23 protein-coding genes and 1 pseudogene are annotated in these 21,449 nt (G+C 71.5%); 10 read left to right on the forward strand and 14 right to left on the reverse strand.

Annotated features, from left to right (window positions below; all coding sequences use genetic code 11):
* Positions 1-18: 18 nt before the first annotated feature.
* The 6 genes from SACMADRAFT_RS16160 to gap are packed head-to-tail and all read right to left on the reverse strand — an operon-like array spanning position 19 to position 4,756.
* Positions 19-1,056, reverse strand: coding sequence for a DUF6346 domain-containing protein (locus tag SACMADRAFT_RS16160; protein ID WP_009154907.1), 1,038 nt, complete (start codon positions 1,054-1,056; stop codon positions 19-21).
* 12 nt (positions 1,057-1,068) lie between these two features.
* Positions 1,069-1,410: an RNA polymerase-binding protein RbpA gene (locus SACMADRAFT_RS16165; RefSeq protein WP_009154908.1), complete on the reverse strand. Its 342-nt coding sequence runs from the start codon at positions 1,408-1,410 to the stop codon at positions 1,069-1,071.
* 53 nt (positions 1,411-1,463) lie between these two features.
* Positions 1,464-1,694 carry a preprotein translocase subunit SecG gene (gene secG / locus SACMADRAFT_RS16170; protein ID WP_009154909.1) on the reverse strand — a complete coding sequence of 77 codons (231 nt, stop codon included), beginning with the start codon at positions 1,692-1,694 and terminating at the stop codon, positions 1,464-1,466.
* Positions 1,695-1,753: 59 nt separating this feature from the next.
* The gene (gene tpiA, locus SACMADRAFT_RS16175; RefSeq protein ID WP_009154910.1) at positions 1,754-2,539 is read right to left on the reverse strand and encodes a triose-phosphate isomerase; all 786 of its coding nucleotides are present in this window, start codon (positions 2,537-2,539) and stop codon (positions 1,754-1,756) included.
* Complete coding sequence (locus SACMADRAFT_RS16180; protein WP_269726583.1) at positions 2,539-3,741, reverse strand: phosphoglycerate kinase; 1,203 nt, start codon at positions 3,739-3,741, stop codon at positions 2,539-2,541. Before SACMADRAFT_RS16180 ends, tpiA begins: the two co-directional genes overlap by 1 nt.
* A gap of 10 nt (positions 3,742-3,751) precedes the next feature.
* A complete protein-coding gene (gene gap / locus SACMADRAFT_RS16185) occupies positions 3,752-4,756 on the reverse strand; it encodes a type I glyceraldehyde-3-phosphate dehydrogenase (RefSeq protein WP_009154912.1) in 1,005 nt (334 codons plus the stop codon).
* Between the two features lie 313 nt (positions 4,757-5,069).
* Here gap and SACMADRAFT_RS16190 point away from each other — a divergent pair, with 313 nt between their 5' ends.
* The 7 genes from SACMADRAFT_RS16190 (at position 5,070) to SACMADRAFT_RS30965 (ending at position 10,280) form a co-directional block, all read left to right on the forward strand.
* Positions 5,070-5,669 (forward strand): LysE family translocator, encoded by a 600-nt coding sequence (locus SACMADRAFT_RS16190; protein WP_408640356.1) that lies wholly within the window; start codon positions 5,070-5,072, stop codon positions 5,667-5,669.
* Positions 5,670-5,752: 83 nt separating this feature from the next.
* Positions 5,753-6,793 carry a phytoene/squalene synthase family protein gene (locus SACMADRAFT_RS16195; RefSeq protein WP_009154914.1) on the forward strand — a complete coding sequence of 347 codons (1,041 nt, stop codon included), beginning with the start codon at positions 5,753-5,755 and terminating at the stop codon, positions 6,791-6,793.
* Positions 6,794-6,809: 16 nt separating this feature from the next.
* A complete protein-coding gene (locus SACMADRAFT_RS16200; RefSeq protein ID WP_009154915.1) occupies positions 6,810-7,136 on the forward strand; it encodes a lycopene cyclase domain-containing protein in 327 nt (108 codons plus the stop codon).
* Positions 7,133-7,489 (forward strand): lycopene cyclase domain-containing protein, encoded by a 357-nt coding sequence (locus SACMADRAFT_RS16205; protein ID WP_009154916.1) that lies wholly within the window; start codon positions 7,133-7,135, stop codon positions 7,487-7,489. Before SACMADRAFT_RS16200 ends, SACMADRAFT_RS16205 begins: the two co-directional genes overlap by 4 nt.
* The gene (locus SACMADRAFT_RS16210; RefSeq protein ID WP_009154917.1) at positions 7,489-8,196 is read left to right on the forward strand and encodes a class I SAM-dependent methyltransferase; all 708 of its coding nucleotides are present in this window, start codon (positions 7,489-7,491) and stop codon (positions 8,194-8,196) included. Before SACMADRAFT_RS16205 ends, SACMADRAFT_RS16210 begins: the two co-directional genes overlap by 1 nt.
* Positions 8,193-9,704, forward strand: a complete 1,512-nt coding sequence (locus SACMADRAFT_RS16215; protein ID WP_009154918.1) for an FAD-dependent oxidoreductase — start codon at positions 8,193-8,195, stop codon at positions 9,702-9,704. The genes SACMADRAFT_RS16210 and SACMADRAFT_RS16215 overlap by 4 nt, the downstream gene beginning before the upstream one ends.
* Positions 9,705-9,740: 36 nt before the next feature.
* Entirely contained in the window at positions 9,741-10,280 is a 540-nt protein-coding gene (locus SACMADRAFT_RS30965; RefSeq protein ID WP_009154919.1) for an MSMEG_6728 family protein, read from the forward strand.
* On the opposite strand, the pseudogene SACMADRAFT_RS16225 reads toward SACMADRAFT_RS30965, so the two are convergent.
* A pseudogene (locus tag SACMADRAFT_RS16225) lies at positions 10,265-11,266 on the reverse strand (DUF5914 domain-containing protein); the annotation flags it as partial. The gene SACMADRAFT_RS30965 and the pseudogene SACMADRAFT_RS16225 sit on opposite strands and share 16 nt — an antisense overlap.
* 104 nt (positions 11,267-11,370) lie before the next feature.
* On the opposite strand from SACMADRAFT_RS16225, the gene SACMADRAFT_RS16230 reads away from it, so the two are divergent.
* Entirely contained in the window at positions 11,371-11,811 is a 441-nt protein-coding gene (locus SACMADRAFT_RS16230; RefSeq protein ID WP_040926498.1) for a PPOX class F420-dependent oxidoreductase, read from the forward strand.
* Positions 11,812-11,824: 13 nt separating this feature from the next.
* On the opposite strand, the gene SACMADRAFT_RS16235 is transcribed toward SACMADRAFT_RS16230, so the two are convergent.
* From SACMADRAFT_RS16235 to SACMADRAFT_RS16260, 6 genes are all read right to left on the reverse strand, one after another.
* On the reverse strand, positions 11,825-12,916 hold the full coding sequence (locus SACMADRAFT_RS16235; RefSeq protein ID WP_009154922.1) for a glucosyl-3-phosphoglycerate synthase: 1,092 nt from the start codon (positions 12,914-12,916) through the stop codon (positions 11,825-11,827).
* A 144-nt stretch (positions 12,917-13,060) separates the two neighbouring features.
* Positions 13,061-14,047, reverse strand: coding sequence for a DNA-binding protein WhiA (gene whiA, locus SACMADRAFT_RS16240; RefSeq protein WP_009154923.1), 987 nt, complete (start codon positions 14,045-14,047; stop codon positions 13,061-13,063).
* Complete coding sequence (locus tag SACMADRAFT_RS16245; RefSeq protein WP_009154924.1) at positions 14,038-15,006, reverse strand: gluconeogenesis factor YvcK family protein; 969 nt, start codon at positions 15,004-15,006, stop codon at positions 14,038-14,040. Before SACMADRAFT_RS16245 ends, whiA begins: the two co-directional genes overlap by 10 nt.
* Positions 15,007-15,014: 8 nt before the next feature.
* Positions 15,015-15,872, reverse strand: a complete 858-nt coding sequence (gene rapZ / locus SACMADRAFT_RS16250; protein WP_040926500.1) for an RNase adapter RapZ — start codon at positions 15,870-15,872, stop codon at positions 15,015-15,017.
* Between the two features lie 26 nt (positions 15,873-15,898).
* Positions 15,899-17,896, reverse strand: coding sequence for an excinuclease ABC subunit UvrC (gene uvrC / locus SACMADRAFT_RS16255; RefSeq protein ID WP_009154926.1), 1,998 nt, complete (start codon positions 17,894-17,896; stop codon positions 15,899-15,901).
* Between the two features lie 97 nt (positions 17,897-17,993).
* Positions 17,994-18,677 carry an HAD family hydrolase gene (locus SACMADRAFT_RS16260; RefSeq protein WP_040925724.1) on the reverse strand — a complete coding sequence of 228 codons (684 nt, stop codon included), beginning with the start codon at positions 18,675-18,677 and terminating at the stop codon, positions 17,994-17,996.
* A gap of 71 nt (positions 18,678-18,748) precedes the next feature.
* On the opposite strand from SACMADRAFT_RS16260, the gene SACMADRAFT_RS16265 reads away from it, so the two are divergent.
* Positions 18,749-19,537 carry an exodeoxyribonuclease III gene (locus SACMADRAFT_RS16265; RefSeq protein ID WP_009154928.1) on the forward strand — a complete coding sequence of 263 codons (789 nt, stop codon included), beginning with the start codon at positions 18,749-18,751 and terminating at the stop codon, positions 19,535-19,537.
* Here the strand turns inward: SACMADRAFT_RS16265 and SACMADRAFT_RS16270 are convergent.
* A complete protein-coding gene (locus tag SACMADRAFT_RS16270; protein ID WP_009154929.1) occupies positions 19,526-20,440 on the reverse strand; it encodes a LysR family transcriptional regulator in 915 nt (304 codons plus the stop codon). The two genes, SACMADRAFT_RS16265 and SACMADRAFT_RS16270, sit on opposite strands and share 12 nt — an antisense overlap.
* Before the next feature lie 82 nt (positions 20,441-20,522).
* Here SACMADRAFT_RS16270 and SACMADRAFT_RS16275 point away from each other — a divergent pair, with 82 nt between their 5' ends.
* Positions 20,523-21,440 (forward strand): DMT family transporter, encoded by a 918-nt coding sequence (locus tag SACMADRAFT_RS16275; RefSeq protein WP_009154930.1) that lies wholly within the window; start codon positions 20,523-20,525, stop codon positions 21,438-21,440.
* The last annotated feature ends 9 nt before the right edge of the window (positions 21,441-21,449 follow it).

Below are 21,449 nucleotides of genomic sequence, written 5' to 3' on the forward strand. Positions count from 1 at the left end.
CGCGCTCCTGTCTTCGGGTCAGCCTGCCGTCTGACTACGCGCGGGCTCCTCCGGTTCCCTCGATCGCGAACTCGGGCGGGGCAGCGACCGCCCCCGCCACCACAGGAGCAGCAGCCGGGCGCCGGTGGCAAGCAGCAGCACCGGCAGGCACCACCGCAGCGGCCACACCGGCCAGCCTCCTTGCTGCGACACGGCGGACTCGATCACCGCGACGGCGGAGACGACAAGCAGCAGCACACCGCCGACGACACGGCCGAACCTGCCGAGCGCGGGCGGCCGCACGTCGGCGGGTGGGTAGCCCTTCGACTGGCGGTACCGCACCAGGAACAGCCCGGTGCCGAGCACGAGCACACCGGTGACCAGCAGCAGCACGGGAGGCCAGGTCAGTGCTCCCCAACCCGGCAGGCCCGGCACCGGTGGGGAAACCGGCCAGCCCGCGCCCGCCGCGAACAGCAGCCAGTAGCCGCTCGCCACCACGAGCGCGGGCCTGGCCTTGAACCGCGACCGGAACCGGCGCCGCGCTCGTTCGTCGCGATCACCCAGCCGGTACCAGTACGGGAACAGCAGCGCCACCATGCCCAGCGACAGGAACGCGATCACCGCCGGCGCCGCGTGCGGCGACGGCCCTGCCAGTGCCACGTACTGCCGGACGGTTCCCCACTTGTCGCCGCCCTCGCGTTCCACAACGGCGACTGTTCGACCGACATCGTCGGCGCCGAGTCGAGCGGTGTCCAGCGGCACGGTTTCCCCGCCGCCGTCCGGCCAGCGAACTCGGAGTTCGCAGCTGTGGTACCAGCTCAGCCCCACGGCCGAGGGCACACCGGCGGGCTCGCACGAACGCACCACGGCCTGCCCCGACCGCCCGGTGGTGTCGCCGCCGAGGAACCCGATACTCGGCCCGGCGACCAGCAGGAACTCCAGCGTCAACAGCAACACGCCGACCCGCACCGCAAGCTGCACCAGCAACTGCGGCACGAACAGCGACCGTTCCACCGTGCTCAGTTCCGACCACGGGCGCAGCCGGCGCGGCCTGTCCCGCTTCCGGTTGGACTCCACGTCGCTCGCGACTCAGATCTGCCTGCGCTGCCGCAACCGTTCCAACGCCTCGGCGAGAATGGCCTCGCCGTCGGCCTCACTGCGCCGCTCCTTGACGTACGCCAGGTGCGTCTTGTACGGCTCCGTCCGCGGCGCGGCGGGTGGGTTCTGCTCGTCCCGCCCCGCGGGGAGCCCGCAACGCGGGCAGTCCCATTCCTCCGGAATCTCGGCGTCGATCGCGAACGAAGGACGGGACTCGTGCCTGTTCGCACACCAGTAGGAGATTCGGCGACGCGGCGCGGTTTCTCCCCGCTCCGACTCCCCCGTCGGGCCGGCACCGACCCGCGTGCCTCGAATCGCGTTACCGCCAACCATGAATTCTCACACCCACCAGACAGTTGGCGTACCCCCAGGCACGCCGACATCGATCAGATCTTCACCAGCAAACCGAGTCCCACGACGCAGATGACCCAGACGGCACCGAGGCCGAGCGTGATCCGGTCCAGGTTCTTCTCGGCCACGCTCGACCCGGCCAGGCTGGACTGCATGCCGCCACCGAACAGGGACGACAGCCCGCCACCGCGACCGCGGTGCAGCAGCACCGCGACGATCAGCAGCACGCTCGTCGCGATCAACAGAATTTGCAGGAACAGCTTCATGTCATCCTCTGTGTACTGCGGGTGGCGGGAGCCTCAAGGGTAGCCCAATCCCCCGACATTCAGGGAAGTGGGCCGCCGGCCGCGAGGGCGCAGAGCTTGGTGAACTCCTCGCCGTCGAGGCTGGCCCCGCCGACCAGCGCGCCATCGATGTTGTCGCACTTGACGAGGTCGGAGATGTTGCCGGACTTGACCGAGCCGCCGTAGAGCACCCTGGTCCGCTCGGCGAGTTCGGCCCCGTACTTGTCGGCCAGTGCGGCGCGAAGCGCCCCGCACACCTCCTCGGCGTCGGACGGGGTGGCGACCCGGCCGGTGCCGATCGCCCACACCGGCTCGTAGGCGACGACGATGCCGTCCACCTGCTCGGCCCTGAGCCCCTTCAGCCCGGCGATCAACTGGGCCGTCGTGTGCTCGATGTGGCCGCCGGCCTCGCGCACCTCGAGCGGCTCGCCGACACACAGGATCGGCGTCAGGCCGTGCTTGACGGCGGCACGGACCTTCTTGTTCACGACCTCGTCGGTTTCGGCGTGGTACTCACGACGCTCCGAGTGCCCCACGACGACGTAGGTGCAGCCGAGCTTGGCCAGCATCGGCCCGGACACGTCGCCGGTGTAGGCACCCGACTCGTGCGGCGAGAGGTCCTGCGCACCGTAGGTGAGCAGCAGCTTGTCGCCGTCGACGAGGGTCTGCACGCTGCGGATGTCGGTGAAGGGCGGCAGCACGGCCACGTCCACCTTCGCGAAGTACTTCTCCGGCAGCGAGAAGGCGATCTTCTGTACCAGCGCGATGGCCTCGAGATGGTTGAGGTTCATCTTCCAGTTGCCTGCGATCAGCGGCTTGCGGGCCATCAGCGCTCCTCACTCAGCACGGCGACACCGGGCAGTTCCTTGCCCTCGAGGTACTCCAGCGACGCGCCACCGCCGGTCGAGATGTGCGAGAACCTCTCCTCGGGCAGGCCGAGCAGTCGCACGGCCGCGGCCGAGTCGCCGCCACCGACCACGCTGAACGCCTCCGCGTTCGCGATGGCCGTGGCCACGCCCCTGGTGCCCTCGGCGAACGGCGCCATTTCGAACACGCCCATCGGGCCGTTCCAGAACACCGTGTGCGCGTTGGCCAGCGCCGCCGCGAACTCCGCGACCGTCTGCGGCCCGATGTCCAGACCCAGCCAGCCCTTCTCGATCGACGTGGCCGCCACGGTGCGCACGTTCGCGTCCGCGGCGAACCTGTCGGCCGCGACGATGTCGACGGGCAGGGTGAGCTTGCCCCCGGCTTCGGCGAGCAGCCGCTTGCAGGTGTCGACCATGTCGGTCTCCAGCAGCGAGTCACCGACCTCGTGGCCCTGCGCGGCGAGGAAGGTGAAGCACATCCCGCCGCCGATCAGCAGCCGGTCGACCTTGGGCAGCAGCGCCTCGATGACGGCGAGCTTGTCGGAGACCTTCGAACCGCCGAGCACGACCGCGTAGGGGCGCTCGGGGTCGCCGGTCAGCGTCCGCAGCACCTCCAGCTCGGCGAGCACCAGGTCACCCGCGTAGGCGGGCAGCTCGCGGGCCACGTCGTAGACCGAGGCCTGCTTGCGGTGCACCACCCCGAAGCCGTCGGAGACGAAGGCCGCACCTTCACCCGCGAGCGCGGCCAGGTCGCGGGCCAGCTCCGCGCGTTCGCTGTCGGTCTTGCTGGTCTCCCTGGGGTCGAACCGCACGTTCTGCAACATGGCGACGCCGCCGTCGGCGAGCGAGCCGACGACCGAGGCCGCCTGCTCGCCGACGACGTCTCCCGCGAGGCGGACGTCAGCGCCCAGCAGTTCGCCGAGCCTTCGGGCCACCGGACCCAGCGAGTACTTCGCCTCCGGCGCGCCCTTGGGCCTGCCGAGGTGTGCGGTGACGATCACCTGCGCCCCGGCGTCCGCGAGCCGCCGGATGGTGGGCAGTGCCGCACGGACGCGGCCGTCGTCGGTGATCGTGTCGCCGTCGAGCGGCACGTTCAGGTCGCAGCGCACCAGCACGCGCCTGCCCGAGACGCCCTCGCCGAGCAGGTCGTCGAGTGTCTTCACCGGCATGGCGTCAGGACAGCTTGGAGCCGACGAGGTTGACCAGGTCCGCGAGGCGGTTGGAGTAGCCCCACTCGTTGTCGTACCAGCCGACGACCTTCACCTGGTTGCCGATCACCTTGGTCAGCGGCGCGTCGTAGATGCACGAAGCGGGGTCGGTGACGATGTCGGAGGAGACGATCGGCTCCTCGCTGTAGCGCAGGATCCCCCGCAGCGGGCCCTCCGCGGCGGCACGGTAGGCGGCGTTGACGTCGGCCAGCGACGCGCTCTTCTCGAGCGTGACCGTCAGGTCGGTGGTCGAGCCGGTCGGCACCGGCACCCGCAGCGCGTAGCCGTCCAACTTGCCGTTGAGGTCGGGCAGCACCAGCCCGATCGCCTTGGCGGCGCCGGTGGAGGTGGGCACGATGTTCAGCGCGGCGGCACGGGCCCTGCGCAGATCCTTGTGCGGGCCGTCCTGCAGGTTCTGGTCCTGCGTGTAGGCGTGGATGGTGGTCATCAGGCCCTGCTGGATGCCGAACTCGTCGTGCAGCACCTTGGCCAGTGGTGCCAGGCAGTTGGTGGTGCAGGAGGCGTTGGAGACGATCGTCTGGGAACCGTCGTAGGCGGAGTCGTTGACGCCGAGCACGACGGTGAGGTCCTCACCCTTAGCGGGCGCGGAGATGACCACCTTCTTGGCGCCGCCCGCGATGTGTGCCTTGGCGGCGTCGGCGTTGGTGAAGAAGCCGGTGGATTCCACCACAACGTCGACCCCGAGGTCGCCCCACGGCAGGTTGGCGGGGTCGCGCTCGGCGAGCGCCTTGATGGTCTTGCCGCCGACGACGATGCCCTCCGCGCTGGTGCTGACCTCCTCGGGCAGCCTGCCAAGGATGCTGTCGTACTTGAGCAGGTGGGCCATCGTGGCGACGTCACCCAGGTCGTTGAACGCCACAACCTCGATGTCGTGGCCGCCGGCCTGCACGGCACGGAAGAAGTTGCGGCCGATCCGGCCGAAGCCGTTGACGCCTACGCGAACCGTCACTGCTCTGCTCTCCTCGTGGGCTCTCCCCGGTCGTCGCCGGGCCTGGACTGTTCGTGGTTCCACCCGCCACCCTAGCGTGCTGGCCAGCGAGGATCCGCGTCACCCGGATGAGACGACCACACCGCCGACCTGCGGGAGAATCGATTAAGAGGCTACCTGCGGACAGGGGGCCTGGGAAGTCTTCGGAACCGGATCGAGGTCACACGCCACCGGCCGCCCCGGTAATCCGCTACCCGGTCCCGCGCCCGGGTCCTAGCCTGACCAGGTGATCTCCTTCGGACAGGTCGCGGCTTTCGCGGCGCTGACGTTCGTCATGGTCATCGTGCCGGGCCCGAGCGTGCTGTTCACCATCAGCAGGGCACTGACCGTGGGGCGGCGCGACGCGCTGCTGACCGTGGTCGGCAACGCGGCGGGCATCTACCTGCAGATCGTCGCGGTCGCCTTCGGCCTCGGCACCCTCGTCGAGCGCTCGGCGGCGGCCTTCACCGCGGTCAAGCTGGCGGGTGCGGGCTACCTGGTGTACCTCGGCGTGCGGGCGGTACTCCACCGGCGTTCGCTTTCCGAGGCACTCGGCACGGGCGTCGCCGCGAGCGCGGGCAGCGCGGCGCGCGTGCTGCGGGACGGCTTCGTCGTCGGGTTCGCCAATCCCAAGTCGATCGTGTTCCTCGCCGCGGTGCTGCCCCACTTCGTGCAGCCGAACGCGGCGGCCGTACCGGTGCAGATCCTGCTGCTCGGCATCGTGCTGCCGGTGGTGGCGCTGCTGCTGGACTCCGGCTGGGCGCTGGCGGCCTCGGCGGCACGGGACTGGTTCGCGCGCTCACCGCGCAGGCTGGAACTCCTCGGCGGGGTGGGCGGTGTCACGATGATCGGCCTCGGCCTCAGCCTCGCGCTCGCCGGCCGCAAGGACTCGTGAGGCGCCGCCGAACCTCCTCCGTTTCAGCGACCCGATGGCCGCGGCACGTATCACCGCGGCCTCACCTGGGTATCCCGCGCGGCATGCCGGGAACGTCCGCCGCGAGTGAACTCGTGAGCGGCAGGGAACTGACCGCCGCCCGGGTCACCGAACCGCGCCTGCGCGAGGCATACGCGCGCTGCAGGCGGCTGCACGCGCGGCACGGCCGGACCTACTTCCTGGCCACGCGGCTGCTGCGACCCGCGCAGCGGCCCGCCATCCACGCGCTGTACGGCTTCGCCCGCTATGTCGACGACCTCGTCGACGATCCCGAGCCGGGCTGGACGGCGGCCGACATCGCCCAGCGGATCGACCACATCGCCACCGCGTTGGACGAAGGGCTCGCGGCGGGCAGCAGCGACGACCCGGTGCTGGCGGCGGTGGTCGACACCACCGTGCGATTCGGCGTCGAGGCGAAGCTGTTCGGGCCGTTCCTGCACTCGATGCGGATGGATCTCGCGGTGACCGGCTATGCCAGCAGGACCGAACTGGACACCTACGTGCACGGCTCGGCGGAAGTGATCGGGCTGCAGGTACTGCCCGTGCTGGGCACGGTCTGCGACCGCCGCGAGGCCGAACCGCACGCCGCCGCGCTGGGAGCGGCATTCCAGCTCACCAACTTCCTGCGCGACGTCGCCGAGGATCTGCACAGGGGCCGCGTCTACCTGCCCGCCGACGAACTCGCCGCCTACGGCGTCGACACCGACCTGCTGCGGTGGTGTCTGCGGAACGGGCGCGCGGAACCGAAGGTGAAGGCGGCGCTGGCCGACCAGGTGGCACGCACCCGGGAGGTGTACCGAAGGGCCCGCCCGGGAATCGCGATGTTGCACCCGGCTTCGCGGCCGTGTGTGGCCACGGCCTTCGACCTGTACTCGCGCATCCTCGACCGCATCGAGGACCGTGATCACGACGTGTTCGCCGGTCGCGCGGTGGTGAGCACACCGCGCAGGCTCGCGCTGGCGGGTGCCGCCGTGGCACGAACCGCGCTGGCGCGAGCGGCGAGGACGGCCGGCACGGCGAGAACGGCGAACACGGCGAGAACAGCGAGAACAGCGAGAACAGCACTGCCGCGGATCAGTCGCTGACGCAGGGGACGTGACCATGGACTCGACCGAACAACTGCAGTACCTGCTCGTCCTGGCGGCCTGCCTCGCCGTCACGCTGCCGCTGGAGTTCACCGGCGCGGGGGTGTACCGCAGGCCGGGCAGGCTGCTGCGCGCGCTCGGTCCCCCCGCGGCGGCGTTCCTGCTGTGGGACATCGCCGCCATCGCCGCGGGGGTGTGGAGCATCAGTCCCGACTACACGCTCGGTGCGATGGCGGCACCGGGTCTTCCCGTCGAGGAGGTGCTGTTCTTCCTGGTGATCCCGCTGTGCGCGGTGCTGACCTTCGAGACCGTGCGCAGGCTGCCGCTCGGGGAGCAACCATGATCGGTCTCGGTTACACGGTGCCCGCACTGCTGTCGGTGGCTGCCGTCGTGCTGATCGAGGTCGCCTGGTTGCGCACCGGGCTGTTCCGTCGCAAGGCGTACTGGCTGACACTGGCCATCGTGTTCGCCTTCCAGGTACCGGTGGACGGGTGGCTGACCAAGCTGAGCGCGCCGATCGTGCACTACGACGCCGCGCATTACCTGGGGCTGCGGTTCCCGCTGGACATCCCGGTGGAGGACTTCCTGTTCGGTTTCAGTCTCGTCACCGCCACCCTGCTGGGCTGGAGCCACCACGAACGCAAGGAACGGACCCAGCAGGTGCGGATCTCCCGCGGCACACCGGAGGGGCCGTGATGGGCAGCGCGGTTTCGCGACACGACGTGCCCTCGGCGTTCGACGCCGCCGCGGCCGCCTACGACCGGCTCGTCGGCCTGAATCCCGGCTACCACGGCAACCTGCGACAGGCCGCCGCCACGGCGAGGCAGGCGGGCAACCACATCCTGGACGCGGGCTGCGGCACCGGGGCGTCGACCGCCGCGCTGCTGGCCGCCGACCCCGAAGCGGCCGTGGTGGCGGTGGACGCCTCGCGCGGCATGCTCGACGTCGCGCGCGCCAAGGAGTGGCCCGACTCGGTGCGGTTCGTGCACAGCCGTGTGGAGGCACTGCCGGAGGCGGGGGTGCGGGGGCCGTTCGACGCCGCCTTCGCGGCCTACCTGGTGCGCAACCTGCCCGACCCCGACGCCACGCTGGCGACGCTGCGGCGGCTGCTGCGGCCCGGCGGGCTGCTGGTGGTGCACGACTACAGCCTGAGCCCGAACCTGTTGCCCCGGCTGACCTGGCACGCGGTGTGCTGGTCGGTGATCATCCCGGTGGGCAGGCTGGCTGTGGGCGACGCGCGGTTGTACCGGTACCTGTGGCGCAGCGTGCGGCGGTTCGACTCGCCGCGGCGGTTCGCCGATCGTCTCCTGGCGGCCGGTTTCACCGACGTGCGCTGCCGTGGCGTCGGCGGCTGGCAACGCGGCATCGTGCACACCTTCCACGCCACAAGGGCCCGGGAATGAGCCGCGACCGCAGGCGCAGGCGGCATCCGGCACCGCAAGGCAGCCCTACCGTCGCCGCTCCCGCGCCCCGGGTCGTGGTGGCCGGCGGCGGTATCGCGGGGCTCGCGGCGGCGACCGGGCTGGCGGAGCGGGGCGTGGCGGTGGAACTGTTCGAACGCGCGCCTTACCTGGGTGGCCGCGTCGGCGGGTGGACCACCACGCTGCCCGACGGCACCCGCACCGGGATGAGCCGTGGCTTCCACGCGTTCTTCAGGCAGTACTACAACCTGCGCGCGCTGCTGCGCAGGGCCGACCCGCAGCTGGCGGGCCTGCTGGCCCTGCCGGACTACCCGCTGGTCGACGCGCACGGCAGGGTGGACAGTTTTCTCGGGGTGCCGCGCACCCCGCCGTGGAACGCGCTGGCGTTCGTCGCCCGCAGCCCGACGTTCGCCGTCCGTGACGTGCCGCGACTGAACGCGCGGGCGGCGCTTTCGCTGCTGGACGTGCGGGTGCCGGACACCTACCGGGAACTCGACGACCTGGACGCGCGGACCCTGCTGGAACGCATCGGGTTTCCACCGGCGGCGCGGCACCTGGCGTTCGACGTGTTCTCGCGCAGTTTCTTCGCCCACCCGCAGCGGCTTTCGGCGGCGGAACTGGCGGTGATGTTCCACCTGTACTTCCTCGGCTCGGCCGAGGGGCTGCTGTTCGACGTGCCGCGCGCGCCGTTCCACCTGCTGTGGCAGCCGCTGGCGGCCTACCTGCGGCGCAGCGGCGCCACGATCAACGAGGGGACGGCGGTCCACCGGGTCGAGCAGGGCGGCACGCGGCGGTTGCGGGTGCACGCAGGCGAGCGGGTGGTCGACGCCGACGCCGTGGTGCTGGCGCTGGACGTGGCGGGGCTGCGGGAGGTGGTCGACGCCTCCCCCGGCCTGGGCACGGGGCCGTGGCGGGAACTCATCGCAGCGCAGCGGACGGCTCCGCCGTTCTGCGTCCGCAGGCTGTGGCTCGACCGCGGGGTCGGCTCCGGCCGTCCGGCGTTCCTGGCGGTCGGCGGGCAGCCGCCGCTGGACAACATCAGCCTGCTCGACCGCTACGACAGCGACGCGGCCGGTTGGGCCACCCGGCACGGCGGTTCCGTGGTCGAGTTGCACGCCTACGCCGCCACCGGGCCACGCGAGCGCGTGGAGTCCGAACTGCTGGCCCGGCTGCGCGCCGTCTACCCCGAAACGACGCGGGCACGCGTCGTGGCCGACCGCGTCGAGTGGCGCGCCGACTGCCCGCTGTTCGCGCCAGGCACGTTCCGGCACAGGCCGGGCGTGCTCACCCCGGTGGACGGGCTCGTGCTCGCGGGCGACTGCGTCCGCGTCGACCTGCCGGTGGCGCTCATGGAGCGCGCGGCCACCACCGGCTGGCAGGCGGCCAACCAACTGCTGGCGCGCTGGGGGGTGGCCGGGCACGACCTGCTCAGCGTCCCGACCAGCGGGCGGCACACGGTGCTGCGTGGCCTCGCCGCGCTGCTGCGCTGAACCCGAACGCCTCGACAACCTCGCCGGACGCATCGCATGCAGACCTTCCTGCCCTACCCGGACTTCGCGGCCTCCGCTGCCGTACTGGACGCGCGCAGGCTCGGCAAGCAGCGGGTGGAGGCGCTGCAGGTGCTGCGGGCGTTGACGGTGCCTGGGCACGGCTGGCGGCATCATCCGGCGGTGCGGATGTGGGCCGGCTACGAGGAAGCACTCACCCGGTACGGCCTGACGATGTGTGCGCGCTGGACCGAGGGCGGGCGCGCCGACACCTGTGCGGCCAAACTGGTGGCCGACCTCGCCCGCACCCGGGGCCACGCGAAGGTACGCGGGCAGCGGGAACTGGCCGAAGCGGGGGAACTGCCGCCGTGGTTGGGCGATCCCGAGTTGCACCGAAGTCACCGTTCCGCGCTGCTGCGCAAGGATCCGGACCACTACGGCGGGCTGTTCGACGATGTCCCGCCCGACCTGCCGTACGTCTGGCCGCCGTCGGATCGGGCGGGGCCGGGAGAGGTCGCGCCGAACCGCGACCGGCCGCCGTCGCCGCCCCGGTCGGCTCCCCGGCGGCGCAGCCGGTAGCGCCGCTCGGCGTAGGCCAGGTCGTCACGCCACAGCCTGCTCGCCGCGCGTCGCATCGCGGGTCGCAGCAGCGGCGCGAGCCTGCGTGCCACGGCGAACCCGGGTCGGGGCGAACTCGCCACGGTGGCCTCCAGCACGGCGGTGCGGGGCAACCCGTCCGGCCCGATACCCACCGGTGTCGCGTGGGTCTCCACCACGCTGCCCTCACCTTCGCCCGCCACGATGCGCATCACCACGGTGCGCGGCTCGGGGCAGCTGAACTCGGCACGCACGGCCACGCCCAAGCGGGGGCCGACACGGAAGGTGACGTCCACGAGGAACCTGTCGTCCCCGTCGGCGGCAGTGGCCCCCGGCGCGCGCACCACGCTCAACCGCGTGAACGAGTACGGGTGGAACCAGGCGCCGTGCCACGGGTCCAGCCGGTTGGCGACCACGTCGAACGGCTCGCACACCCCCTCCAGCCGGGTGACGGCCGACAGCGCCCCTGCAGCGGCGGGACGCTGCGGCAGCACCGGTTTCGGTGTCGGCGACTCGCCTCCCTCGGCGTCCAGCCGCACCCACGACAGCACCCCGTCGTCGTAGGCGGGCAACGGCCGCCAGCCGGGTCTGCCGTCCGGCGGGAGGGCCAGACCGTGCCAGCGGCACACCACCTCCCCGCACACCACGCGACCCTCGGCCAGCGGCGCACCCAGGTGCGGGCAGGCACCGGGACCGACCACCACAGCGCCGTCCTCGTCGCGCCAGGCCACCAGTTCCCGGCCCGCCACCGTGGTGCCGAACGGGCGGTCGCGCCGGACGAGTCGGCTGTCGGCGAAGGCGAACCAGTTGCCGGACGGCCGCGCGCCCGCGCGCCGTGCCGCCGCATCGATCAGCGCGGGACTGGCCTGGTGCACCGTCGGTTCCTGAGTGGACCACGGCGTCCGCGGCAGCGGTTGCACCGGCCAGTGCCGCGGCCAGCGCCCAGTTCGCGATCCGCCGTCAGCCACACTCACCTCCAGGGTCGCGATTGTTTAGCCGCAGGCGGGCGCCGCTAAACACCGCCGACACCCGTCTCGTGACCGCCCGCGACACCCGGGTACCGTCGGCGATCATGCGGCAGATGTCCAAAACGGAGTGGTGGTCGTTCGCGAGCGAGGGCACCAGGACGGGCAAGCTGGCTGTGGTCCGCCCGGACGGCTCACCCCACGTCACCCCGATCTGGTTCGTGCTCGCCTGCGGGGCCGGCGGGGCCGACGAGTTCGTGTTCAACACCGGCGCGACCTCGGTCAAGGGCAGGTCGCTGCTCGCCGATCCCAGGGTGTCGATGGCGGTGGACGACCAGCGGCCGCCGTACTCCTACGTGCACTTCACCGGCGAGGCCCGCATCAGCGAGGACCTGGAGGAGATGCTGCACTGGGCCACCGTCATCGGCGGGCGGTACATGGGCGCCGAGCAGGCCGAGGCGTTCGGCAAGCGCAACGCGGTGCCTGGCGAGTACCTGGTGCGGGTGCGGATCACCAACGTGGTCGCCCACGCCGACCTCGCCGACTGACGGTCCCGCGAGGTCATCCCGTGCGCGCGGCGGCGGGCCGCACCGTCGACAGCGGCGGCCGCTGCCGCACGGTTAGGTCGGTGACGAGGAGTTCGCGATCGACGCCGTGGCCGTGGCCGCTGCCGCCCCTGCGGAACTGGGCGAGCAGCGGTGACGGCGGCTCGGCCGACAGCAGCCGCCCGTAGCCGTCCAGCCGGTCCATGATCGTCAGCATGATCTGGCCCGCCATCCTGCCCAGCGCCTGCGTGCTCTGGTGCCGGTGGGTCCGGATACCCAGGTCCACCTGTGCGAGCGCGTCGAGGCCACGGCACTCGAGCAGGTCGATCAGATGGGCGACCTCGACCCCGTAGTGCGCGACGAACGGGATGGCCTCCAGCACCTCCCGCCTGCCCGCGTACTCGCCCGCCAGCGGCTGTACGAACCCGGCCAGCTGCGGCCAGTACATGTTCAGCAGCGGCCTGGCGACCAGTTCGGTGACCCGGCCACCGCCGTCGGCGTCGGCGCGACCCTCGGCGACGAGCGGACGGTGGTAGAAACCTTTCACGTAGTCCACGTCGGCGTCGGTCAGCAGCGGGCCGAGCAGGCCGGTGACGTAGTCGGCGGTGAAGTCGAACAGGTCGCCGTCGACGAACACCACCAGGTCGCCGGTGGTGGCGGCGAGCCCCTTCCACAGCGCCTCCCCCTTGCCGGTCAGGCCGGGCAGTGGGGCCAGCACGGAGTCCTGCGCGACGACGGTGGCGCCCGCCCCGGCCGCCACGGCCGCCGTCGCGTCACGGGAGCGGGAGTCGACCACAACCACCTCGTCCACCAGCGCGTGGCGCTGCACCAGCGACGCGCGGATGGTGCGCACGATCTCGCCGACCGTGGCCTCCTCGTCGCGGGCCGGGATCACCACACTGACCGTGCGCGCGCCCTTGGCGGCGACCAGTTCGGCGGCCGTCCAGTCGTCGGCGCGCCAGGAGCGGCGCCGCAGCCAGCTTCGTACCCGCGCGGCCACGGCGACTTCGGTGAGTTCGGCAACTCCGGCGGTTTCGGCGAGTTCGGCGAGTTCGGCGAGTTCGGCACTGTCGGTGGTGCCCACCATGTCGTTGCCCGTCGTGTGCACGAGCGGCCCCCTTTCGTCGGTACGGCCAGTGCCACGAGGGTTGGCCGTACACGTTTCGGGCCGCCGCGCGGGCGTGCAACCGCTGCGTTACGGCTGCCGCGGCGAGCAGGGCGCGGGTTTAGCCGGGCGTTCACACCTCGCCGGTCAGGCGCCTTCCTCGAGCATCTCCGGGGTCACGGCCGACTCGGTGTCGGGCACCCCGAGCTCCTGTGCGCGCTTGTCGGCCATCGCCAGCAGCCGCCTGATCCGGCCCGCCACGGCGTCCTTGGTCATCGGCGGGTCGGAAAGCTGACCGAGTTCCTCCAGCGAGGCCTGCCGGTTGGTCAGCCGCAGCTTGCCCGCCGCGAGCAGGTGGTCGGGCGCGGTGTCGCCGAGGATGTCCATCGCGCGCTCCACCCTGGCGGCCGCGGCGACGGCGGCGCGCGCGGAGCGGCGCAGGTTGGCGTCGTCGAAGTTCGCCAGCCGGTTGGCCGTGGCCCGCACCTCGCGCCGCATCCGGCGTTCCTCCCATGCCAGCACGGTCTCGTGCGCCCCCAGTCGGGTCAGCAGCGCACCGATGGCGTCGCCGTCGCGCACCACGACCCGGTCGGCGCCGCGCACCTCCCTGGACTTGGCCTGGATACCGAGCCTGCGAGCGGCGCCGACGAGCGCCAGCGCCGCCTCGGGGCCGGGGCAGGTGACCTCCAGCGCCGAGGACCGGCCCGGTTCGGTCAGCGAGCCGTGCGCGAGGAACGCGCCCCGCCACGCGGCCTCCGCGTCGCCGAGGCCACCGGACACCACGGCCGCGGGCAGCCCACGCACGGGCCTGCCGCGCTGGTCGATCAACCCGGTCTGCCTCGCCAGGCCGTCACCGTCCTTGACCACCCGAACGACGTACCTGGTTCCCTTGCGCAGCCCGCCCGCGGTGATCACGTGCACGTCGGAGTGGTAGCCGTACAGCTCGTGGATCTCCTTGCGCAGCCTGCGCGCCACCGAGCCGGTGTCGAGCTCGGCCTCGACCACGACCCTGCCTCCGACGATGTGCAGACCCCCCGCGAACCGCAGCATCGCCGAAACCTCCGACCGCCTCGGACTGAGCTTGGTGATCTCCAGCCTGCTCAGCTCGTCCTTGACCGCGGCGGTCATCGCCATGTCAGCCCCTCCCTCTCGCTCTCGGTCAGGCCAAGAGCCTCTCGCACACAACCAGCAAGGGCATCCGGATCGTGCCTGTCGGCCACGCCCGAGGCAGCCACGGTAGCCAGATGCGCGCGCCCGCCCAGCGCGGCGGCCGCGCGCCGCAGCCGCGCCGGAGTGGGCACGGAGTCACGGTCGGCGATCACCGCGTCCACCTTGAGCCGGGGAGCGTGCTGGAAGAGTACGTCGAGGTGCCGTTCGGGTGAGAACCCAGCCGTCTCACCCGGCTGTGGGACAAGGTTGAGGATGACGACCTTGGTCGCACTGGTACGCACCAGCGCGTCGTGCAACTCCGGAACCAGCAGATGCGGCAGCACACTGGTGAACCACGAACCGGGACCGAGGAACACCGTGTCAGCCGACAACACGGCGTCGACGGCCTCGGCGCAGGCGGCGGGCGGCTGCCCGGGCCTGCCCGGGTTGCGCAGCGTGATGCGATGCACCTGGCCCGGCGTGCTCGCCACGGCCACCTGACCCCGGATGAGGCTCACCTCGCCGTTCTCCAGGCCGGTGACCTCGGCCTCGATCTCCAACGGCTCCACCGACATCGGCAGCACTCGCCCCTCGATGCCGAGCAGCCTGCCCGCCTCGTCCAGCCCGGTGACCGGATCACCCAGCACCTCGAACAACCCGGCAAGCAGTAGGTTGCCCACCGCATGCCCGTTCAGCGCGCCGGTGCCGCCGAAGCGGTAGCGAAACACCTGCGCCCACAGGGTTTCGCCGTTGTTGTCGGCGAGCGCGTCGAGCGCCTGGCGAAGGTCGCCGGGCGGCAGCAGGCCGAGCTCGCGGCGCAGCCTGCCGGAGGAGCCCCCGTCGTCGGCGACGGTGACGACCGCGGTGATGTCGCGGGTCAGCCTGCGCAGCGCCGCCAGCGTCGCGTGCAGCCCGTGACCACCGCCGAGTGCGACGGCACGCATCCTCGTGTTCACTCCCTGCCCAGGTCCCTGTGCACCACCTTCACCGCCATGCCGTCCTCTTTGGATAACCGTTTGGCGAGTTCCTCGGAGATCGCCACGCTGCGGTGCTTGCCTCCGGTGCAGCCGACCGCGAGCGTGAGGTAGCGCTTGCCCTCTCGTTTGTAACCCGCGCCGATGAGCCGCAGCAGCTCGTGGTAGCGCTCGAGGAAGTCCTCGGCACCCTCCTGCCCCAGCACGTAGTTGCGGACGTCGCCGTCGAGGCCGGTGTGGTCGCGCAGCTCCGGAATCCAGAACGGGTTCGGCAGGAACCGCACGTCCATCACCAGATCGGAGTCCATCGGCAGGCCGTACTTGTACCCGAACGACAGCACCGTGACCCTCGTCTGGGTGCTGGTTTCGGAGCCGAACGCGTCCTCGATCTTGGCACGCAGTTCGTGCACCGACAGCGCGGAGGTGTCGAGCACCAGATCGGCCTCCTCCCGCAGCGGCGCCAGCAGCGCCCGCTCGGCGGCGATACCGTCGGCCAGCCGACCGTCGCCCTGCATCGGGTGGCCCCTGCGCACCTGGTCGAAACGGCGGATGAGTACCGCGTCGGTGGCCTCGAGGAACAACACCCTCGGCTTGTAGCCGCGCGTGTCGAGATCCTTGATGACCGAGGCCAGGTCGTCGGTGAAGGCACGCGAACGTACGTCCATCACCACGGCCACCTTGGTGATCGCCCCACTGGCCTGCGCGCCGAGTTCCACCATCGTGGAAATCAGTTCCGGCGGCAGGTTGTCCACCACGAACCAGCCGAGGTCCTCCAGGCACTTCGCGGCCGTGCTGCGGCCCGCGCCGGAAAGCCCGGTCACCACCGCGACCTCCATGCCGGAGGCCCTGGCGTCTTCGTCGGTCACGTCTGCGACTCCCCTTCCGTCTCGGTGCCTTCCCCTGCGAGCGCGGCATGCACGGCCTGTGCCGTGCGCGTGCCGAACCCAGGCACCTGGGCGATCTCGTCCACACTCGCCTGCTTCAGCTTCTTCACCGAGCCGAAGTGCTTGACGAGCGCCGTCTTGCGTGCCTGCCCGAGGCCGGGTATTCCGTCCAGCACCGACGTCCGCATTCGCCTTGACCGCTTCTGGCGGTGGTAGCGGATCGCGAAGCGGTGTGCCTCGTCGCGTACCCGCTGCAGAAGGTACAGCGCGTCCGACGCCCTCGGCAGGATGGCCGCCTCGGGCTCACCCGGCAGCCACACCTCCTCCAGCCGCTTGGCCAGCCCCACCACGGCCACGTCGGTGATGCCGAGTTCGGCCAGCACGTCGGCGGCCGCGGTGGCCTGCGGGCCCGCGCCGTCGACGACGAGCAGGTTCGGCGGGTAGGCGAACTTGCGTGGCCTGCCGGTCTCCGCGTCGATACCGGGCGCGCCTTCCCTTTCCCTGGCGCCCTCGGTGTGCCCGGTGCTCCCTGTGTTTTCGGTGTGCCCGGTGTTTTCGGCCAGGTAGCGGGCGAACCTGCGGCGCACCACCTCGGCGATCGCGGCCACATCCCCCTCGGTGGCCGCCTCCCGCAGCGCGAAGCGGCGATACTCGGACTTGCGCGCAACCCCGTCCTCGAACACGACCAGCGAGGCGACCACGTCGCTGCCGGAGATGTGGCTGATGTCCACGCACTCGATGCGCAGTGGCGCGCTGTCCAGGCCCAGGTACTCCTGCAACTGGGCCAGCGCGGCGGAGCGGGCGGTCAGGTCACCCGCCCTGCGCAGCTTGTGCTGCGCGAAGGCCTCCTCCGCGTTGCGGGCCACGGTGTCGGCCAGCGCCCGCTTGTCGCCGCGCTGCGGCACCCGCAGCCGCACCCGCGAGCCGCGCAGGCCGGAAAGCCACTCCGACAGCGCGTCGGCGTCGGGCGGCAGGCTCGGCACCAGCACCTCCCGCGGCACCGGGGAGCCACCGTCGGGTGCCTGTTCGGCCAGTTCGGTCTGCTCGGCGTAGAACTGCGAGAGGAACTGCTCCACCAGCGCGGGCACGTCCATCTCCTCGACCTTGTCGATCACCCAGCCCCGCTGGCCGCGGACACGGCCGCCCCTGACGTGGAAGACCTGCACCGCGGCCTCCAACTCGTCGTGGGCGAAGGCGATGACGTCGGCGTCGGTGCCGTCGCCGAGCACCACAGCCTGCTTCTCCATCGCCCTGCGCAGCGCGCCGAGGTCGTCGCGCAGCCGGGCGGCACGCTCGAACTCCAGCGACTCGGCCGCCTGCGCCATCTCCCGTTCCAGCCTGCGGATCATCACCTCGGTGCGGCCTGCGAGGAAGTCGCAGAAGTCCTCGACGATCTCGCGGTGGCGCTGCGCGGAGACGTTGCCGACGCAGGGCGCCGAGCACTTGTCGATGTAGCCGAGCAGGCAGGGCCTGCCGATCTGGCCGTGCCTGCGGAACACGCCGGTGGAGCAGGTGCGGGCGGGAAACACCCGCAGCAGCAGGTCCAGCGTCTCGCGGATCGCCCACGCGTGGGCGTAGGGGCCGAAGTAGCGCACGCCCTTCTTGCGCGGACCGCGGTAGACGTGCAGCCGCGGGAACTCCTCGTGCAGCGTGACGGCGAGCACGGGGTAGGTCTTGTCGTCGCGGTAGCGGACGTTGAACCGGGGATCGAACTCCTTGATCCAGTTGTACTCCAGCTGGAGCGCCTCGACCTCGGTGGACACCACCGTCCACTCCACGCCCGCCGCCGTGGTGACCATCTGCCGGGTCCTGGGGTGCAGCCCCGCCAGATCGGCGAAGTAGGAGTTCAGCCTGCTTCGCAGGCTCTTGGCCTTGCCGACGTAGATGACCCGATGCCCGGCGTCGCGGAACTTGTAGACACCGGGGGCGTCGGGAATGCTGCCGGGCGAGGGCCGGTAGGTCGACGGGTCAGCCACGCTCCCAGCCTATGGCGGCCGCCCGACATCGCGGGAAGTGCCTCCGCGCGGCACGCGCCGGTGCCCGCACGCGGCAGCGCTGCCGAGGCCGCGCTGCTCAGTCCGGCAGTGCGAGCAGGTCGGTGACCACCTCGTCGACTCGCTCGGCCGTCACGTGCGGTGGTTCCGCGATCGCGGGAAGGCCGCCTTCCAATCGGGTGGCGAAGCCCGTGAGCAGGCCTGCCCGTGCCGCGCCGCTGGTGTCCCACGAGTGCACGGCAACGAGCGCGGTGGCCTCGGGCCGGGTCCCGGTTCGCTCGCACGCCCAGTGGTAGGCGCGGGCCGGTGGCTTGAACATGCCGATCTCGCGCGTCGACAGCACCCGCACCACCCGGTCGCCGCGGCCCTCCCTTTCCAGTGCCTGTTCCAGCACGGCGGCGGAACCGTGGGTGAAGCCGTAGGCCGGGACACCGGCTTCGGCGAGCAGGTCCAGCGCGCGGCGACCGTCCGGTTGCAGCGGCAGCTGCGTGAAGCCGTCCAGCACGTACTCGATCTGCCCCGCGCTCAGCGTGTGCCCGGAGGTGAGCGCGAGCTGCGCGGCGGCCAGTTCCCGAAACGGCGGCGCCTCTCCCGACAGTGTGTACGCCATCCCGTCCCGCAGCGTCCTGGCGAAGAACAGCTCGAGTTCGTGCCCCGGTCTGCCCACCTCGACGAGGCGCTCACGCAGCGGTTCCAACCGCACCGTCGTCTCGAGTACGTCGAACAGGACGGCTCGCGGCTTCCTCGCTTTCGCGCGCGTCATGGCCACAAGGGTACGCACGACAGCCGTGCCGTATAGGACGTTATACACAGCGCGTGTGGGATTCTCGGCGCATGCGGATCGCCACCTGGAACGTCAACTCCGTCACCGCGCGGCTGCCCCGGCTGCTGTCGTGGTTGTCCTCGGCCGAGCCCGACGTGGTGTGCCTGCAGGAACTGAAGTGCGACGAGGCGGCGTTTCCCAGCCGGGAGGTCGGCGAACTGGGCTACGACGTCGCCTGCAACGGCGGCGGCCGGTGGAACGGCGTCGCGGTGCTCTCCCGCGTCGGCCTCGGCGACATCACCACCGGCCTGGCCGACGAACCCGGCTTCGAGGGCGAGACCCAGCGCAGGGCCATCGGCGTCACCTGCGCGGGTGTCCGGCTGTGGTCGGTGTACGTGCCCAACGGCCGCGAGGTGGGCCACCCGCACTACACCTACAAACTGCGCTGGCTGGAGGCACTGCACGCGACGGTGCTCGCCGAGCGCGACCCCGGCAGGCCTTTCGCGGTCCTCGGCGACTTCAACATCGCACCGACCGACGACGACGTCTGGGACATCACCGCCTTCGCCGGCTCCACGCACGTCACCGATCCCGAACGCAAGGCGCTCACCATGCTGGCCGAGGCGGGGCTCACCGACCTCGTGCCGCGCGCGCTCAAGTACGAACGCCCCTACACCTACTGGGACTACCGGCAACTGGCGTTTCCGAAGAACCGCGGCATGCGCATCGACCTCGTCTACGCCAACGCGGCGTTCGCGGACGCCGTCACCGACGCCTACGTCGACCGTGAGGCGCGCAAGGGCAAGGGCGCCTCCGACCACGCGCCCGTGGTGGTGGACCTCGACATCTCAGCGCGCTAGCGGTTCACCCGCGTTGCACGGGTCGCTCGTCACCGCGGACCTGAGCAGTTCCAGCGCCCGCACCGTCGCCGGATGCCCGGCGACGGCATCCCTGACCGCCACGCACACCCTCCGCACCACAGCCGGCTCTACCACCGGCCTGGCGACCAGCCCCTCAGGCAGCCGACCGATGCCCAGCCCCGGAACGACCGTGATCCCGATGCCGGTGCCGGCGAAGGTGATGGCCGTGCGGTAATCGTGCGTCTCCACGGTGAACCGGGGACAGAACCCCGCCTCGGCGCACGCGGACAGCAACACCTGGCGGCACGGTCCGTCCTGGGGTTCGTTGTCGATCCAGCCACGCTCGGCCAGCGCCGCCAGCGGCACCCGCGCCATCCCGGCCAGCGGGTCGGCTTCGGGGACGACGACGAAGTACGGGTCCTGCGCGAGCACGCACGCCCGGGACGGGTCGGCGGGCCGCCCCGGGCTTTCGATGAACAGCGCGAGGTCGGCGTCGGCCCGCTCCGGATCGGCCGGCTCGGCAAGGCGAAGATCGATTCGCAACCGCGGGAACTCCGCGAGCAGTGTGGCGACCACAGGGGGAAGCCAGGTGGCCCCCGCCGAAGCGGGATAACCGATGGAGAGGCTGCCGGTCCTGCCGTCGCGCAGATCCCTGACCAACCCCTCCACCCGGCTCATCGCCTGGAACAGCGGTTCGGCCTCGGCGGCGAGTACCCGCGCGGCCGCCGTCGGTTCGATCCCCCTGCCCGCCCGCTCCACCAGCCGCAGTCCCGTCTCCCGCTGCAGCGACGTCAACTGCTGGCTCACCGCGGAAGGCGTGTAGTCCAAGACGGCGGCGGCCGCGCGGATCGATCCCTTCGCGACGACGGTGCGCAACACGTGCAAGCGGGGAACGTCGAGCATCCGCCAAATGTACAGCAGCGCTTAACGGATATGGAGAAATATTCGCTTGTCCTGACCTGTCGTGGCTGGTGAGGATGGCGGCATGACCCGATCGCTGCCCGTTTCCGACCCGGATCCCGTGGTCTCGCCGAACGAACGACGCAAAGCCGCCGTGGCCGCCACCGTCACCGTGGTGCTGTGGGCGTCCGCGTTCGTCGCCATCCGGGGGATCGGGCACGCGTTCTCCCCCGCGCCGCTGGCGCTGCTCCGGCTGGCCGTCGCGACGGCCGCGCTCGCCGTGCTGGTACCGCTCAGCTACCGGCGACTGCCCCGGCTGCCCACCTCGTGGCGTTCCCTCGTGCTGGTCGCCGCCTACGGGGTGCTGTGGCTGGCCGGTTACACGGTGGCCCTCAACGCCGCCGAGCAGCACCTTGACGCGGGCACCGCCGCGTTACTGGTCAACCTCGCGCCGCTGCTGATCGCCTTCGGTGCCGGAATGCTGCTCGGAGAGAGCCGCCCGCGCACGCTCGTCGTCGGCTCCCTCGTCGCGCTCGCCGGAATCGCCGTGATCAGCATGGACTCCGGCGGCGGGGGCGACTGGCTCGGCGTGGGGCTGTGCCTGCTGGCCGCGCTGCTGTACGCCGCGGGCGTGCTGATCCAGAAAGTGGCGCTGCGCAGCGTGGACGGTGCCGCCGTGACCTTGCTGGGCTGCGCGCTCGGCACCGCCGCGTTGCTGCCGTGGACCCCGCAACTCGTCGGTGAACTGGCCACGGCCTCACCCGGCGCGCTCGCGGGCGGCATCTACCTCGGGCTGTTCCCCACCGCCATCGGCTTCAGTACCTGGGCATACGCCCTGCGCCGCACCGATGCGGGAAAGATGAGCGCCACAACCTACGCCGTGCCCGCCGTTTCGGTGCTGCTGTCGTGGCTGCTGCTCAGCGAGGTCCCCACCGGCTACGGGCTCGCGGGCGGCGCGCTGTGCCTGGCGGGCGTCGCCATCGCCAGGCGGCGAACGCGCTGATCCCCCGTG

It is taken from the genome of Saccharomonospora marina XMU15, assembly GCF_000244955.1.
Taxonomy (GTDB): Bacteria; Actinomycetota; Actinomycetes; order Mycobacteriales; family Pseudonocardiaceae; genus Saccharomonospora_A; species Saccharomonospora_A marina.